The organism is Sodalis sp. RH19 (assembly GCF_047324215.1).
Classification (GTDB): domain Bacteria; phylum Pseudomonadota; class Gammaproteobacteria; order Enterobacterales; family Enterobacteriaceae; genus Acerihabitans.
Window position 1 is genome coordinate 4,721,889 of sequence record NZ_CP178734.1, and the last position, 16,645, is coordinate 4,738,533.

At 57.8% G+C, this 16,645-nt stretch carries 11 protein-coding genes; 8 read left to right on the forward strand and 3 right to left on the reverse strand.

Annotated features, from left to right (window positions below):
* The first annotated feature begins 335 nt into the window (after positions 1-335).
* The 5 genes from ACL2XF_RS21280 to ACL2XF_RS21300 all read left to right on the forward strand — a co-directional run bounded on the left by ACL2XF_RS21280 (position 336) and on the right by ACL2XF_RS21300 (position 10,464).
* Entirely contained in the window at positions 336-4,895 is a 4,560-nt protein-coding gene (locus ACL2XF_RS21280) for an RHS repeat-associated core domain-containing protein (protein ID WP_413727492.1), read from the forward strand.
* A 565-nt stretch (positions 4,896-5,460) separates the two neighbouring features.
* Complete coding sequence (locus ACL2XF_RS21285; protein WP_410016685.1) at positions 5,461-6,177, forward strand: DUF3053 domain-containing protein; 717 nt, start codon at positions 5,461-5,463, stop codon at positions 6,175-6,177.
* A 522-nt stretch (positions 6,178-6,699) separates the two neighbouring features.
* Positions 6,700-8,622 (forward strand): PTS mannitol transporter subunit IICBA, encoded by a 1,923-nt coding sequence (locus ACL2XF_RS21290; RefSeq protein WP_413727493.1) that lies wholly within the window; start codon positions 6,700-6,702, stop codon positions 8,620-8,622.
* 86 nt (positions 8,623-8,708) lie between these two features.
* The gene (locus ACL2XF_RS21295; RefSeq protein ID WP_413721696.1) at positions 8,709-9,857 is read left to right on the forward strand and encodes a mannitol-1-phosphate 5-dehydrogenase; all 1,149 of its coding nucleotides are present in this window, start codon (positions 8,709-8,711) and stop codon (positions 9,855-9,857) included.
* 58 nt (positions 9,858-9,915) lie between these two features.
* Entirely contained in the window at positions 9,916-10,464 is a 549-nt protein-coding gene (locus ACL2XF_RS21300; RefSeq protein WP_410012975.1) for an MltR family transcriptional regulator, read from the forward strand.
* 115 nt (positions 10,465-10,579) lie between these two features.
* On the opposite strand, the gene sodA is transcribed toward ACL2XF_RS21300, so the two are convergent.
* Both sodA and fdhD read right to left on the reverse strand, forming a co-directional pair.
* The gene (gene sodA / locus ACL2XF_RS21305) at positions 10,580-11,200 is read right to left on the reverse strand and encodes a superoxide dismutase [Mn] (protein ID WP_413721695.1); all 621 of its coding nucleotides are present in this window, start codon (positions 11,198-11,200) and stop codon (positions 10,580-10,582) included.
* A 125-nt stretch (positions 11,201-11,325) separates the two neighbouring features.
* On the reverse strand, positions 11,326-12,111 hold the full coding sequence (gene fdhD, locus ACL2XF_RS21310; protein WP_413728842.1) for a formate dehydrogenase accessory sulfurtransferase FdhD: 786 nt from the start codon (positions 12,109-12,111) through the stop codon (positions 11,326-11,328).
* 237 nt (positions 12,112-12,348) lie between these two features.
* Between fdhD and ACL2XF_RS21315 the strand changes: the two genes are divergently transcribed.
* The 3 genes from ACL2XF_RS21315 (at position 12,349) to ACL2XF_RS21325 (ending at position 15,343) form a co-directional block, all read left to right on the forward strand.
* Positions 12,349-12,951: a hypothetical protein gene (locus tag ACL2XF_RS21315; protein ID WP_410012977.1), complete on the forward strand. Its 603-nt coding sequence runs from the start codon at positions 12,349-12,351 to the stop codon at positions 12,949-12,951.
* Positions 12,952-13,028: 77 nt separating this feature from the next.
* The gene (locus tag ACL2XF_RS21320) at positions 13,029-13,664 is read left to right on the forward strand and encodes a glutathione S-transferase (RefSeq protein WP_413721693.1); all 636 of its coding nucleotides are present in this window, start codon (positions 13,029-13,031) and stop codon (positions 13,662-13,664) included.
* A gap of 140 nt (positions 13,665-13,804) precedes the next feature.
* Complete coding sequence (locus tag ACL2XF_RS21325; protein ID WP_413727494.1) at positions 13,805-15,343, forward strand: aldehyde dehydrogenase family protein; 1,539 nt, start codon at positions 13,805-13,807, stop codon at positions 15,341-15,343.
* 49 nt (positions 15,344-15,392) lie between these two features.
* On the opposite strand, the gene ACL2XF_RS21330 is transcribed toward ACL2XF_RS21325, so the two are convergent.
* Positions 15,393-16,637, reverse strand: a complete 1,245-nt coding sequence (locus ACL2XF_RS21330) for an MFS transporter (RefSeq protein WP_413727495.1) — start codon at positions 16,635-16,637, stop codon at positions 15,393-15,395.
* Positions 16,638-16,645 lie beyond the last annotated feature (8 nt).

The window sequence follows — 16,645 nt, forward strand, 5'->3', positions numbered from 1 at the left end:
ATTGATCTATGAGCAATTTATTTTCTTCCCAGGCCTCAAATTCTATCGAGGGTCTGCAGGGCGGAGTCGATCCCCGCACGGGCCTGTTTGTAATCGCGCTTCCCATTGCCAATTTGGTGGGTAACGGCGGTGTTGGCCCGGCATTTGACGCCAGGTTGACATATTCACCGCTTAGCACCGGAAATGATGGTTACGGAATAGGTATCTCACTGGGTTATTCCTATTATGACTTCGCGAATCGGCTATTAGTGCTTAATACCGGCGAGCGATATAATATTATTGAAACCGGAGATCAACCGATCATTGTTCAGCATAAGCTGGACAGCTTTCGCTTTATGCGGACCAGTACCAATTATTTTATTATCTGGAAAAACGGCACCGTTGAAGTGCTGACCGGCCCACAGGACGCGCGGTCGATGAAAGTCCCGGAATATATTCATTCACCCACCGGTCAGTGGCTTAAGTTTGATTGGAACATCCTCGGCTCTCTGACGCGCCTGGAAAGAATTACCGATAGCACCGGCAAACTGTTGCTGTCGGCGGTCTACTCCGGCACTAACGCCTCCACGTTTACCCTTTGGCCGGGGAGCAGCGAAAGTTATGTCCTGACGATGATTTACCGTAATAATAATCTGTACCAGTTGACGAATAACGCGGTGACGCCGCCCTTGACCTGGACGTTTGACTATACAACGGTCGGGTCTTGGTATCCGATTACCGGTATTCACTATCCCACCGGGCTCAGGGAGCAGGTCTGGTATCAAAACGCCCGGATGTTGTTTCCGACCAGTGCGGGCCTGCCTGCCCTGCCGGCGGTATCAAGGCATTTAAAATCTCCCGGCGCCGGTCAGGAGGGGATTGACACTACTTATACCTACTCCAACTCGAATTACCTCGGCTACGGCACCGCCGGCAGTTGGTCGCCGGACCGCGATAACCTTTTCGGGGTTCTCAACGCCTATACCTATTGGTCGCGCAGAACAGTGACCAGCGGCGGCGTCTCGCGGGCGACGATCTGCACATACAATAACTTCCATCTGCAAATCGAAGAGGAAACGCAAAGCCTGGGTGCCAGCACTCGTACCATTACCGAGTATTATGCCTTGCCGGGCACGGTTTTTGACAATCAGCCCCCGCAGTTTCAGCTGCCGCGCAGCCGGACTGTTATATGGCGCTATCTCTCCGGTACGCCGCGTAGCGAAATTACCCTGACGGAATTCGATGCCTCAGGCAATCCCACCCGCACGCAAACCCCGGACGGTATGGTTACCGAGCTGTTTTATTATTCGCCCGCCGGGGAGCCCGGCTGCCCGCCCGACCCATGGGGATTTACACGCTTTATACGGCGGAAAAATACAATCCCGGCCCCCTCGGCGTTCTCCACCCCCGCGCGCGACGAGAACTACAACTATATTTCCCTGCCCGCCATGGCCGGCGCCCCCGCCCCTTATAGCGTGCTGATGGAAGACCGCTTTGACGCCAGCGGCGCAACCCGGATACTGCATACCCAGCAGTTCTACCTTAACCAGCGCGCCAGCCCGACGATGCATGGGCGACCTGCGCGCACGGTGCGCTGGTTTTATGACCTCAACAACAGTAGTCTGAGTTATCCGAATTTCCTCGAACAACTTTATACGTTAAACGCAAATGTGCTGACCACCAGCGAGCGGGTCACCGGTCACGATAAGCTAACGCTCACTACCAGCCGGGAAGTATCGATATTAAGTGGGCGGGTGCTGGCCGAGACCGATGAGCAGGGCAACCGCACGGTAAATGTCTATGATAATCTCGTTCGCCCTACCCGCTCCACCCGCAATGCCGGCAGCGCGTTCCAGCAGGTGACCATGCTTGCCTATGCAACCCAGCCTGTAACCGGCGGCACCGCTATTTACACCACCACCACCGATCCGCTCGGCAATGCTACGCGCAGCTGGTTTGATGGCCTGGGGCGGGTGACGCGCCAGGAAGTTAGCGATCCGGATACAAACGGTCAGTGGTTTGAGGCGCAAACCGCCGCCTATAATGCTTTTGGCGAGCGGGTCGCCGAAAGCGTGTTTGACTATCCCCGTAGCGGCCAGGTCGCCCGTATGGCGCGTACGGCGGCGATCACGTATGACATTTGGGGGAACCTATTGCGTACCGCGTTCAACGACGGAACCACGTTGATAACCCAAAGCGACCCGATTGCACTGACCCAGGCTGAGACCCGCGAGGGCTTCGCCAATAATCAGACGCTATATGCCGGCTGGACCCTGACCACTCTGGACGTCCGCGGGCTGCCGCTGACCATTGTCCGGCGCGATCGGTCGGGCGTGACGCTGGGGCAGGTCACCCGCCGTTATGATGGCCTGGGTCGTTTGCGTCAGGAAACCGATGAAATGGGCCGCACCACCGATTACCAGTATGATGCCTTCGATCGGGTAGTAGGCCAACGTCTGCCCGACGGTAGCGTGGTGAGTAAAATGTACGTGCCGTTTAGCGACCAGCTATGGGCTACCGCCATCCGTGTTACTAATTCCGCTGCGCGTATTTTTCAGTTGGGCTCCCAGGCATATGACAGCAGTGGGCGCATCATGCAAAGTACCAGCGGCGGTCGCCTGACCCGTTTTGGCTGGACTGGCGCCAGCCCGCTGCCGTCCACTGTGACCACGCCGATGGGCGAAGTGCTGCGCTATGAATATATTCCCCAATTGGATAATGCCGTCAGGAGCGTGACCAGCGGCACCCTGCGCCAGGATTTTACCTGGGACCCCCTGAGCGGCAGAATGACGCGGGCCACGGGCGATAATGGCGTGGTTACCACGCGCGCGTTTACCCGCTCCGGCCAGTTGCAGGGAGAAACCTTTACCGTGCCGGGCCAGCCGTTGCGTGGGGTAAACCACGCCTGGAGCCTGATGGGCAGCCAGACGCAGTATACCGATGTCACCGGCACGCAGACCCAATATCAGTATAATGCGGTGGGGCAACTGGTCCGGGTCAGCGATGCGGATATGGTTATAACACTGACCTACGATGCGCTGGGCAGACTGGAAACGCGGCACACCGCCGACCCACGCGGTCTGCATGGCTGCACCATCAGGCTGGGCTACGATCAGTTTGACCGCGAGATTGCCCGCTCGGTCACAGCGGCCAATAACGAAACGCTGACCATAAGCCAGACCTGGTATGCCAACGACCAGCGGCGCAGCAGCGAAACACGGCACAATAATGTAATACTGCGCCAGGAAGCCTGGTTTTACGACAGCCGCAACCGGCTGGAACGCTATACCTGCGCCGGCGCCGCGCCGCCGGTAGACCCCTACGGCAAGTCTATCTCGTTACAGACCTTTGTCTATGACGCCATCGACAACATTACCCAATGCGGCACCACGTTTCCCGGCGGCGTGGACAATGCGCTGTTTCAATTTAATAACCCCAGCGATCCCACTCAGCTCAGCCGGGTGCAGCACAGCCATCCGGATTATCCCGCCGTGATAGCGCTGACGTATGACGCCAACGGCCAGATGACGCTGGACGAGGCCGGACGCCGGCTTGCTTATGACCCGCTGGGCCGTTTGATTTCGGTGACGGGCGGCCCCGCTCCGGGCGGCGGTTATGGCTATGACGCCCTCAATCGATTGGTCGGACAATCGGTAACCGGGCGCGGCGCGCATGCGCTTTATTACCGCAATGATGAGAGGGTCAACGAGCAGCAACCCGGCGCGTTGCGGCCGGTGCGGCTAGCCAAACTGGGCGGCGCCACTGCAGCGGTGCATGACGGTACCCACTTGCGACTGACGGCCACCAATGATCAGAACAGCCTGCTGTGGTCACGGGCCGAAAATCAGACCTCGGAGCTGGTCCGTTATACCCCCTGGGGCTTTAGTCCTGCCTTCCGCCCGTCGTTGCCCGGTTTTACCGGCGAGCGTCCCGATCCGGTGAGCGGCGCTTATCACCTGGGCAACGGCTATCGCGCTTATAACCCGGTGCTGATGCGTTTTAATACGCCGGATTCGTTAAGTCCGTTCGGCGCGGGCGGTATCAATGCCTATGTCTATTGCGCCGGCGACCCGGTCAATAACGCCGATCCGAGCGGCCATATCAGCTGGCAGGGCATTCTGGGTATCGTTTTGGCTGTCGTAGGCTTTGCCTTGAGCATCCCCACCGGCGGCGCCTCACTATCATTGGTCGCGGGCGTCTTGATTACCCTTGAAGCGGCGGCGGCGGCGACAGGCATTGCCTCCATCGCGCTGGAGGAAAAGAATCCGCAGGCCTCGGCGGCGCTGGGATGGGCATCGCTGGCTCTGGGATTAGGCGCGGGGGCGGGGGCGGGCGTCGGCAAATTGGCGGCCAGACGCGCTAACACCACCAGGGGAGGAGGTCTTGAAGATATCGCGCTTGGCAACAGGATAGAGTTGGGCGACGATCTGTATTTATTTAAAGGGTCTGAAAATTCAGAACGCCTTATTATTTCTTCCCATGGAAAATATCACCAAGAGGCGGGTTTTTTCACGCCGCCGCAAGGGACTCAAGTGAGGTATGGTATAAAAGAGGGAAGAAGGCTAAGGTTGGGATTGCGGCAAGCAGCCGACAATAGCTTTACGCCCGCAGAGGTCACTCGCCGTGATTTTCAGCACAATTACCGGTTAGAGCGATTCCCTAAGGATGACGATCTTTTTGCGTCCCGCCTTGCAAGTGAGTATAAAGTGGATATTATCACCGTGCGTTCTCATGCCTCGCAAAATTTTGAAATGGTTACAATACGTACCTTGTTAAAAAACTTGGAGGACAAAGGATTGCGTTATAAAACTATTGACGGTATTTTTTGCCGCGTATGGGAGTGGGACGCCCCGAATACCTTCGTAATCAAAGATCCCATGCGCTTTCACTTGACCAAGAAATTCAGTCTTAAATAAAGCGACGGAATATCTGAATCAAGTCATCGTTTATATACAGTAATAATTGTGTGCGCGGCATGACTATAAATGTGGTGTTTTATTAGCATGTTTTCATCTTGATAAAACCTAAGAAAATTCGCGTTAGTGATTTAAGTATCATAAAACAGATGCTGTCGTGCCATTTCATTTCGTTAAAATGATCACATGATAGAGGTAAGTGACCTGATGCAATAAAGTAATCTTATTGATTTTATTATCGAGACCGATGTTTACGATGCATCTGCCGGCCCCTCGCCGGCTGGTGATAACGTTTGGGGCTTCAGTCTGACCGGCAACGGCTTTATTCCCGGCCTTGCCGTTGCGGTTGACGGACCGCTATGGCAATAGCGGATGTGCGTCCCTTACCCTTGATGCCGTGGATGGGTTCGATGCGCCGCGGGTTTTGTAAAAAAATGAGACCATCGGTAAGGCTTTGAGCATATTTATTCCTCGCAAAGTGGACTATCCTTACACTGCAAACAGGACGCGTTAATTGGGTAACCAGGGAAAGGGGTGAGCTATTTTACAGGAGTAGTTGGTCATGATGTTAAGGGACAGACTGGCGCAGTTGCGCTATGCGCTGATGATTCCAGTGCTATTGATGCTGGCGCTGCAGATTACCGCCTGCGGCGACAAGGAGCCGGAGCAGCGCAAGGCGTTTATGGCGTTTCTACAAACCACCGTGCTGCCGGGCGGCGAGCGCCTGCCGACGCTGACCGACGATCAGAAAAAACAGTTCGGCACCTATGTGGCCGACTACCAGATCCTGCTGACCTTTACCCAGCAATATACCCAGGCGGTCAATGCCAGCCTGCTGCCGGTGCTGGATCAGGTCAGCCAGATCCGCGTGCCGCAGGATTATCTTACCCACCGGGTGGATTTGCAGCAGTCCGCAGGGGCACTGAATCTGCTGGGGCCGCAGATAGAACGCCTGAAAAAACAGGCGGATGACTCCCGCGCCGCGCTAAAGCAACCCGACGACCTGAAGGCGGTATACGAGCAGGCCTATACTAAGCTGGTGATTCAGCCGGCACAGCAGGTGACGCCGGTGGTGACCAGCGCGGCGCAGCTTGCGGAAACCCTGATCCAGGTGGGCAATTTCCTGAATATGCAGGGCAGCCAGGTGACCTACAGCCCCACGTCGGTGGCCTTTCCCACCCGGCTGCAGGCGACGCAATATAACGAGCTGATGGCCGGCCTGCAAAGCCAGCACCAGCAGCTGATGCAGGCGCAGACCGCCGCAGGGACGGCCCTGCGTTAATGACGCGCCGCGTAGTCAAGGTGGCCCGCCGGGTCACCTTTTTGTAACATATCCGCGTCATGATGGCTGTCGTGCGTGCGAGAAAACGCAGGTATTACAGCGGTAATTTTCTTACAGCTTTAGCTACGCAATTCCGCCTTTTACCGTCTAAATCAGCCGCTATCGCCCTCTCTTCGCCGATGCCCGGCCGGGATGATAAATAATTTGTGATACAAATCACATTTATCAAACAAATACCCAGCAAGCAAGAGTGATCTCTATCACAATTTACGCGCCGTTAACCCCCTGAGGTTATAATTGTGGTTTTTTTTCATGCGAAATTTGTGATGAATATCACCGATATAGGGGATAAACAGGGGGTGACATGGTGATATTTATCACAGTTACGCCGCTGAGTACGCATTCGTCACGCAGCGTGGTAGAGTCCCGCTGCTTATAGAACTACCGACAGAGAATGCAACACTGTCGCAACAATTTTCACGCGCCCTTATTGTCCGGCGCGTATCAATAGGGGTGTTTTTTATGTCTTCTTCGGATATCAAGGTCAGAGTACAAAATTTTGGCCGTTTCCTGAGCAATATGGTGATGCCGAATATCGGCGCCTTTATTGCCTGGGGGATCATCACCGCGCTGTTCATCCCCACCGGGTGGACGCCCAACGCGACGCTGGCTAAATTAGTCGGCCCGATGATCACCTACCTGCTGCCGTTGCTGATCGGTTATACCGGCGGACGGCTGGCCGGCGGCGAACGCGGCGGCGTGGTGGGCGCCATTACCACCATGGGCGTGATTGCCGGGGCGGATATGCCGATGTTCCTCGGCGCCATGCTGGCCGGTCCGTTGGGCGGCTGGGCGATTAAACGTTTTGACCGTATGGTGGACGGCAAGATCAAAAGCGGCTTCGAGATGTTGGTCAACAACTTCTCCGCCGGCATCATCGGCATGATCCTGGCGATTATCGCCTTCCTGGCCATCGGGCCGCTGGTTGAAATCCTGTCCCATATCCTGGCGGCGGGCGTGAACCTGATGGTACGCCACGATTTATTGCCGCTGGCCTCGATCTTTGTCGAACCGGCAAAAATCCTGTTCCTGAATAACGCCATCAACCACGGCATCTTCTCGCCGTTGGGCATCCAGCAGGCTACCGCCACCGGCAAATCAATTTTCTTCCTGATTGAAGCCAACCCGGGTCCGGGCATGGGCGTGCTGATTGCCTACATGATTTTCGGTCGCGGCAACGCCAAACAGTCCGCCGGCGGCGCGGCCATCATCCATTTCCTGGGTGGTATCCACGAAATCTATTTCCCTTACGTGCTGATGAACCCGCGTCTGCTGATAGCGGTAATCCTCGGCGGCATGACCGGCGTGTTTACCCTGAGCGTGCTGCACGGCGGCCTGGTTTCCCCCGCGTCGCCGGGTTCCATCCTGGCGGTGCTGGCCATGACGCCTAAAGGCGCCTATTTTGCCAATATTACCGCGGTAATCGCGGCGTTTGCCGTGTCCTTCGTTATCGCCTCGATCCTGCTGAAAAGCATGAAGGCCAAGGAAGGGGACGACCTTGAAGACGCCACCCGTCGTATAAAAGATATGAAAGCGCAGTCCAAAGGCATGGCCGCGCCGGTTACCGCCGGCGCCACCAGCGACCTGGCTTCGGTACGTAAAATCATCGTGGCCTGCGATGCCGGCATGGGCTCCAGCGCCATGGGCGCCGGGGTACTGCGTAAAAAAGTCAAGGAAGCCGGGCTGACCAATATCAGCGTGACCAATACGGCCATCAACAGCCTGCCTGAGGATGTTGACCTGGTGATCACCCACCGCGACCTGACCGAGCGGGCCATGCGCCACGCCCCGCAGGCGCAGCATATCTCGCTGACCAACTTCCTGGACAGCGGGCTGTATACCGATCTGGTGGCGCGTCTGGTTGCGGTGCAAAAGACCGAAACCAATCAGAATAAAGTCATCACCACCCTGGACGACAGCTTCGAAGACAGCGAGCAGAACCTGTTCCGCCTGACCGCGGCCAATATCTTCCTCGGACGTCAGGCCGACAATAAGGAACAGGCAATCCGTTTTGCCGGTGAGCAACTGGTCAACGGCGGTTACGTGCTGCCGGAGTATGTGGAAGCGATGCTGGATCGTGAAAAGCTGACCTCCACCTACCTGGGCGAGTCCATTGCGGTTCCCCATGGCACCATCGAGGCCAAGGATAAGGTGCTGCGCACCGGCGTGGTATTCTGCCAGTATCCGGCGGGCGTGCGTTTCGGTGATGAGGAAGACGATATTGCCCGTCTGGTGATTGGTATCGCCGCGCGCAATAACGAGCACATCCAGGTCATTACCAGCCTGACTAACGCGCTGGACGACGATGCGGTTATCCAACGCCTGATCAACACCACCGACGTAGATGAAGTGCTTGAGCTGCTCAAAGGCGGCAAAACGGCCTAACCACAGCGCGGGCGATGGAAACGGTTGTATTTGAGAGGGGGCCTGCGTTGGCCCCTTTTTAACTAAGAGAATCCAAGGTTAAATCTATGAAAGCATTACATTTCGGAGCAGGTAATATCGGACGCGGCTTTATCGGTAAATTATTGGCCGATGCCGGGGTGGACGTGGTGTTTGCCGACGTTAACCAAACGGTGCTTGACGCCTTGAACGCCAGGCATGAATACGAGGTCCATGTCGTGGGCGAGCAGTCCCATGTGGAAAGGGTCCGGGGCGTCAGCGCCGTTAACAGCACCGGCGCGGAAGTGGTGGCATTGATAGCCGACGTTGATTTGGTAACCACCGCCGTAGGGCCGCAGATCCTGGAACGCATCGCCGGTACCGTCGCCAAAGGGTTGATCGCGCGCCATGACGCGGGCAATACCCGGCCGCTGAATATTATCGCCTGTGAAAATATGGTGCGCGGCACCAGCCAGTTGAAACAGCATGTCTTAAAGGCACTGCCCGAGCAGTATCACGCCTGGGTGGCGCAGCACGTCGGTTTCGTCGATTCCGCGGTGGATCGCATCGTACCCCCGGCCGAAGCCGGAACCCAGGATCCGCTGGCGGTGACGGTGGAAACCTTTAGCGAGTGGATTGTGGATAAAACCCAGTTCATCGGCGAGCCGCCGGCTATCGCCGGCATGGAGCTGACTGATAATCTGATGGCGTTTGTCGAACGTAAGCTGTTTACGCTTAACACCGGCCATGCCATCACCGCCTATCTGGGCCAGCATGCCGGGCATAAGACCATCCGCGACGCGATCCTCGACCCCGACATCCGCCAGGTGGTGAAAGGCGCCATGGAAGAAAGCGGCGCGGTGCTGATTAACCGTTACGGTTTTGAAGCCGCGAAACACGCCGCCTATATCAATAAGATCCTGCAGCGCTTTGAGAATCCCTATTTACATGACGACGTAGAGCGCGTCGGCCGCCAGCCGCTGCGTAAGCTCAGCGCCGGCGACCGGTTGATCAAACCGCTGCGCGGCACCATGGAATACGGCCTGCGCCACGACAACCTGCTTAAGGGCATCGCCGCCGCCATGCATTATCATAGCGAGCAGGATCCCCAGGCGCAGGAATGGGCGGCATTGCTGGAAAAATCAGGCCCCGGAGCGGCTCTGGCGCAGGTCTCCGGTCTTGAGGAAGACGGCGAGGTGGTAGCGCAGGTGGTGGATCTTTATAACGCCATGCAATGATGATGAAGATCCGGCGGCGGGCAATATCCCGCCTCCGGGGGTTACATGGTGTTCGGTGATGACGGAAAATACTCAACTGTACGAAAACCAGGTCCTCGAACAACTGAACGCCGGCACAACGGTCAGGGATTTGATGGGCGCGGCGGTGGAATTATTGGCCGAGGCGGTCAATATTCTGGTGCTGCAAATCTTTCGCAAGGATGATTACGCGGTAAAATATGCCGTGGAGCCGCTACTGATTGGCGCCGGTCCGCTGGGCGAACTACCGGTGCGCCTGAAGCTGGTATACGCCCTGGGCGTTATCAGCCGACAGGAGTATGAGGACGCCGAGCTGCTGATGGCCTTGCACGAGGCCTTGCAGGACGATCCCAAGGAATACCGGTTTACCGACGATGAAATCCTCGGCCCGTTCAGCGAACTGCACTGCGTCGCGGCGTTCCCGCCGTTGCCGGAATTTTCCCGCGTACCGGCGGATGACGCGCTGGTGCGTATGCAGCAGCAGCGCTACCAGCAGATTGTCCGTTCCACCATGGTGCTGTCGACCACCGAGTATTTAGTCCGCATCAGCGCGAAAAAAGCCTTCACTGACAAGTTGTTACTGAAATAAGCCTGCTTCAGGGAGCAACGGTACCTGAAATGCAAACGTCCCGGCCGTAAGGCCGGGACGTTTGCGATCAACCGAACCATCCCGCGGGATGGTTTTTACATTTAACGGACGCCGGTTATTTGGCTTCGCCGAAACGTTTGGCCGCTTCGTCCCAGTTCACCACGTTCCAGAAGGCCTTGATATAGTCCGGGCGACGGTTTTGATATTTCAGGTAGTAGGCATGTTCCCACACGTCCAGGCCCAGGATCGGGTAGCCGGAGGTGCCGGCGATGGCTTCGCCCATCAGCGGGTTGTCCTGGTTGGCGGTGGAGACCACGGCCAGTTTACCGTCTTTCAATACCAGCCAGGCCCAGCCGGAACCAAAACGGGTGGCGGCGGCTTTTTCAAACGCTTCCTTGAACGCGTCGACGGAACCCAGATCGCGCTCAATGGCGGTTTTCAGATCGCCCGAAAGGGTGGTGCCCAGCTTCAGGCCTTTCCAGAATAGGCTGTGGTTGGCGTGACCGCCGGCGTTGTTGCGCAGTACGGTTTTTTTGTCCGCCGGCACCTGATCGAGTTTTTGGATCAGTTCGTCAACCGGCAGGCTGGCGAGTTCAGGCAGGCTTTCGAGCGCGGCGTTGGCATTGTTGACATAGGTTTGATGATGCTTGGTGTGATGGATTTCCATCGTTTGTTTGTCGAAATGCGGTTCCAGGGCGTCATAAGCATAAGGCAAGGATGGCAGAGTATAGCTCATATTTATCTTCTCCATTTTAGGTGAGCGGCACCCTGAATGAATGTTAGTGCCGCGTAAGCAATCCGATCATTATAGTTAATTAAACGTTTATTAAAACGTTTATCAGTCCCTTTTAAAGAACATGTTTAGCTTTTGCTGTCAACGATTCGGCAGGGATGCGTATAAACCGCGGCCCGCCCCGGCTTGCTGAATCCCACCAGCGTCAGCCCGCAGCGTTCGGCCACGTCTACCGCCAGGGCGGTGGCGGCCGAGACGGCGAACAGGATTTCCACGCCGCACATGGCGGATTTCTGCACCATTTCATAACTAGCCCGGCTGGAGACCAGCACCGCGCCGGGCGCGGCGCCCTGGCGCGCCCGGCAGCCGAGCAGCTTGTCCAGCGCCACGTGGCGGCCGACGTCCTCGCAGCCCAGCGTCAGTTCGCCTTCGGGGGTGATCCAGGCCGCCGCGTGGGTACAACCGGTCAGCCTGCCGATGGGCTGCACGCTTTTCAACTGCGCCAGCGCATGGTCCAGCCGCGCCAGCGGCCAGGTTTGGGTAAAGGGCAGGGGAGCGATGGGTTTGCCTATCTCCTCAAGCTGCTCGACGCCGCAGACACCGCAGCCGGTGCGTCCGGCCATGGCGCGCCGATGCTCTTTCAGCGCCATAAAACGGCGGCTGGACAGTTCGATATGCACCTCCAGGCCGTTGCAGGCCGTCACCACGTCCATACCGTAAATCTCGCCCGGCGCGCTGATAATGCCTTCGGACAGCGAGAAGCCCAGGGCAAATTGCTCCAGCTCTTTTGGCGAGGCCATCATGACCACATGGGAAATGCCGTTGTAGACCAGCGCCACCGGCACTTCCTCGGCCAGCCAGTCGGGTAGCTCCCGGTCGAGCTGCCCCCGTTTGCGAACGCCGAGCCGGCTTATCCCGGCAAGGGTGGTGGGGTCGGTATCCTGTATGGGAAGAGGGTCGGTCACGATGGTTTACTCGCCGTTGTGCTGGTGGGTCTGATGTCCCTAGTCTACTCCACCGGCGGCGCGGTAACAAAATGCGCATGTGGCGCGCCGCTGCGCTTAAAAAGGGGCTATGCTTTTGCTTAACGATGTTTTCACAGCAGGCTGCCGTTGGCGGCCACTCCGTTGATTGCGAGAAGGATGTTTGACATGGCAAGGCGTATTATCAGGATTATGACCGCGATCGCCCTGGCGGGCGTATCGGTGCTGGGCGTTACGGCGGCATCGGCGCCGGCGGCGTCCTCTTCCGCCGCCGCGCCGGCGCCGGAACTGAAAAACAGTGTCCGGGTCGCGTTGCTCGACGGCAAGATAACCTTACAACTGCCGCCGGATTTTGTTAACCAGACGCGGGAGGACGCCAACGCGCAAAATACCGGCGTGGTGGTCCAGCTGTTCGCCAACCGGGCGCATTCGCAGGCGGTGGGCATCAGCGAGGTGCGCACGGTCAACGGCGATGCCAACGACACCAGCGACGCGGCATTTAATAAAATGGCGCAGGGCGCGCTGTCGGGCCTGAAAACCCAGTTCAAGAATGTCAGGAAAACCGGCCAGGTCCCGGTAATGGTGGATAAGCATAAATTCCTGCGCATCGACTCCCAACAAGAAATGCAGGGCAAAGCCATGCTGGGCACCTTGCTGATAACGCCTTACCTGGATCGCGTCATCACCATCCAGGTATTGACGCCGACCTCCGGCGCAGCCGTTCATGACGACCTTGTAGGCAACATCTTGGGCACGTTGTCATTCCATTAAATACGGCTTCTCTAACTTAAACTTCTGTGTCATGAGCCATACTGATTTGTGCGACCACGGCCACCGGAGGCGAACCAATGAAACTGTTAGGCAGCTATACCAGTCCTTACGTGCGGAAAATCTCAGTTATCCTGCTGGAAAAGGATATTGCCTTTGAATTGGTCAGCGCCTCTCCTAACGGTCGTGATGCCTGCGTCACGGCGGTGAACCCGTTGGGCAAGGTGCCGGTACTGCTTAACGAGCGGGGCGAGGGTATCTTTGATTCGCCCATCATCGCGGAATATCTGGAGTTGGCCCATCCCGAACCGCCGCTGCTGCCGGCCGATCGCCTGGAAGCGCTGCGGGTGAGGCAAATTGAAGCGCTGGCCGACGGCGTGACGGATGCGGCCATGGCCATCGTCCGCGAATGCGGGCGCGGCGGCGGCCCCGATGAAAACGTGCTGTTGAACCAGCGCGCAAAAATCTGCCGCGGCCTGGACGCGCTGGAGGAACATGCCCACGAGGGCAGGCGGCTTAACGGCCCCACCCTGACGCTTGCCGATATTGCCGTGGCCTGCACGCTGGGGTTTATCAATTATCGCCGCGTGATGCCCAACTGGTGCGTGAATCGGCCGATGCTGGTGGCGCTGGCGGAACGGCTGTTTGCGCGCACCAGTTTTGCCCGTACTGCGCCGCCAGTAGCAGCGGCACTGTATGGCACTGAAATGTTATGACACAAACTGTGAACCCTCTCGAATAGTTAAAATTCATTCCCTCCTTACCTGTCTCGTGGTGTCCGCTGCGGCTAACGTTAAAGGATAGCGTTTATCAGCCCAGCCCACTCTTGGTAAAGTCACAGTGTCTAGGAGAAAACATGGCTTACAATCCCCCCTCAAGCCGGTTAATACCCGGCGAATACGGTTATCCGCTCGAACTTAAACCCCGTTACGACAACTTTATCGGCGGTGCTTGGGTCGCGCCGGTAAAAGGTGATTATTTTATCAACCTGACGCCGGTAACCGGCCTGCCGCTGTGCGAAATCGCCAGTTCCAGCTCTGACGACGTCGACCTTGCGCTGGATGCCGCCCATAAGGCGAAAGCGGAGTGGGGCGCGATGTCGGTACAGACCCGCGCCAATATCATGCTGCGCATCGCCGATCGCCTGGAGCAAAACGTCGAACTGCTGGCGGCGGTGGAAACCTGGGACAACGGCAAGCCGATTCGTGAGACCAGCGCCGCCGACGTGCCCCTGGCTATCGACCATTTTCGTTATTTCGCCTCCTGCGCGCGCGCCCAGGAAGGGGGCATCAGCGAAATCGACGGCGATACGGTCGCCTACCATTTTCATGAACCGCTGGGCGTGGTGGCGCAAATTATTCCGTGGAATTTCCCGCTGCTGATGGCCTGCTGGAAAATGGCCCCGGCGCTGGCCGCCGGCAACTGTATCGTCCTTAAGCCGGCCAAGCTGACCCCGCTCTCCATCCTGGTGATGATGGAACTGATTCAGGATTTGCTGCCGGCGGGGGTGATTAACGTGGTCAACGGGGCGGGCGCCGAAATCGGCGAATACCTCGCCACCTCAAAACGCGTGGCCAAAGTGGCCTTTACCGGCTCCACGGAAGTAGGCCAGCGCATCATGAGCTATGCGGCGCAAAACATCATTCCCGTCACGCTGGAACTGGGCGGCAAATCGCCGAATATCTTTTTTGCCGACGTCATGAATCAGGAAGATGCATTTTTTGATAAGGCGCTGGAAGGGTTTGCCCTGTTTGCCTTTAACCAGGGCGAAGTCTGCACCTGCCCAAGCCGGGCGCTGGTGCAGGAATCGATTTATGAGCGGTTTATGGAGCGGGCGGTAAAACGCGTCGAGGCCATCCGCAGCGGCAATCCCCTTGATGCCCGGACCCAGCTGGGGGCGCAGGTATCCTCGGGGCAAATGGACACCATTCTCAACTATATTGATATCGGCAAAAAAGAAGGCGCCGAGATCCTCACCGGCGGGCGGCGCAAACAGATGGAGGGGCAACTGTCCGAGGGCTACTACCTGGAGCCGACCATTTTGTTCGGCAAAAACAGTATGCGCGTCTTCCAGGAGGAAATCTTCGGTCCGGTGCTGGCGGTAACCACCTTTAAGGATATGGATGAGGCGCTGGCGCTGGCCAACGATACGGATTACGGCTTGGGCGCCGGGGTCTGGAGCCGCGACGGCAACGTGGCCTATAAAATGGGCCGCGGCATCCAGGCCGGCCGGGTATGGACCAATTGCTACCATGCCTATCCCGCCCATGCCGCCTTCGGCGGTTATAAGCAGTCCGGTATCGGGCGCGAAACCCATAAGATGATGCTCGAGCATTACCAGCAGACCAAATGCCTGCTGGTCAGCTACTCCGATCAGCCGATGGGGCTGTTTTAACCCCAGGGTGACAAAGGCCGGCCTTTGCCGGCCTTTCTCTTGCTGACGCTTATAGCGCGGGCGTGGGAATGGACGTCAGCGTGGATGCGCGGCGGCGGATAAACAGCCGCACCAGCGTATACCAGCCCAGCACGCTTATCAGGTTAAACAGGTTGAACAGGCCGCTGCCGCCCTGGGCGTACAGCGTTTTTGCCAGTTCGATGCCCAGGGTATAGACCATAATGTTCAGCATGCCCAGCGCGGCGGACACGGTGCCCTTGCTCATGGCGCAGGAAAACAGCGTCAGCCGGTACAGGCCGGCGTTGGCGACGCCGATGCCGTAGGCGTACAGGCTCATGCCGGCGGTCATCCACAGATAGGCGTGGGGCGAGAACAGGGTGGCCGTGGTGGCCAGCACCAGCCCGCCGATGATCGGCGCGGCGCCGAGCTTGATCAGCCGATCCACGGTACGCCGGCCGCTTAATCGCGCCAGGGTGATGTTGCCCAGGATCAGCGCGCCGAACACCGGCATCTGCAGCAAGCCGTATTCCATCGGCGTCATCCCCCCGTCGCCCATCAGGATCACCGGCGACTGGGCCAGCCAGGACAGCAACGGCAGGCAGGCCAGTCCGATGGCCATGGCGCCGTACAGGAACTGGCGGTTGGTCAGCACCACCTTATAGTCGCGCCACAGGCCGCCCGGAGAAAACGACTCCCCCAGGCGCGAGGCGGTTTCGGGCATGGCGCGCCACAGGCCCGCCAGCGCGATGGCCGAGAGGCCGGCAAACAGCACGAACATGACCTGCCAGGAGGCCAGCTGGATAATAATGGAGCCGGCCAGCGGGCCTAATAACGGGGCAATCAGCGCGACGTTGGCCATCAGCGCGGTAATTTTGATGCAGGTGGCTTCATCGAACGACTCCTGGATGGTGGCATAGCCCACCGCGCCGATAAAACACAGTCCGAACCCTTGTAAAAAACGCAGCGCCATAAATTGCTCAATGGTTTGCGCCAGCAGAATGCCGAGGCAGGCGGCAATAAAAAACATCACCCCGGCCAGCATTACCGGGCGCCGGCCACGGCGATCCGACAATGGCCCCAGCAGCCATTGCAGCACCATGCCGCCGCCCAGGTAGGCGGTCATGGAGGTCGGAACCCATTCCCGGCCCGCATTAAAGGATGCGACCACCGCCATCATGCCCGGCTGGATCATGTCGTTGCCGATATAGACGGCAAATTCGAACAGCACCAGGCATAACGGAAATAGCAACGCCCTCCGGCCTAAACGAACGGAGGGAGATAATGAGCTTTGCATATTATAAC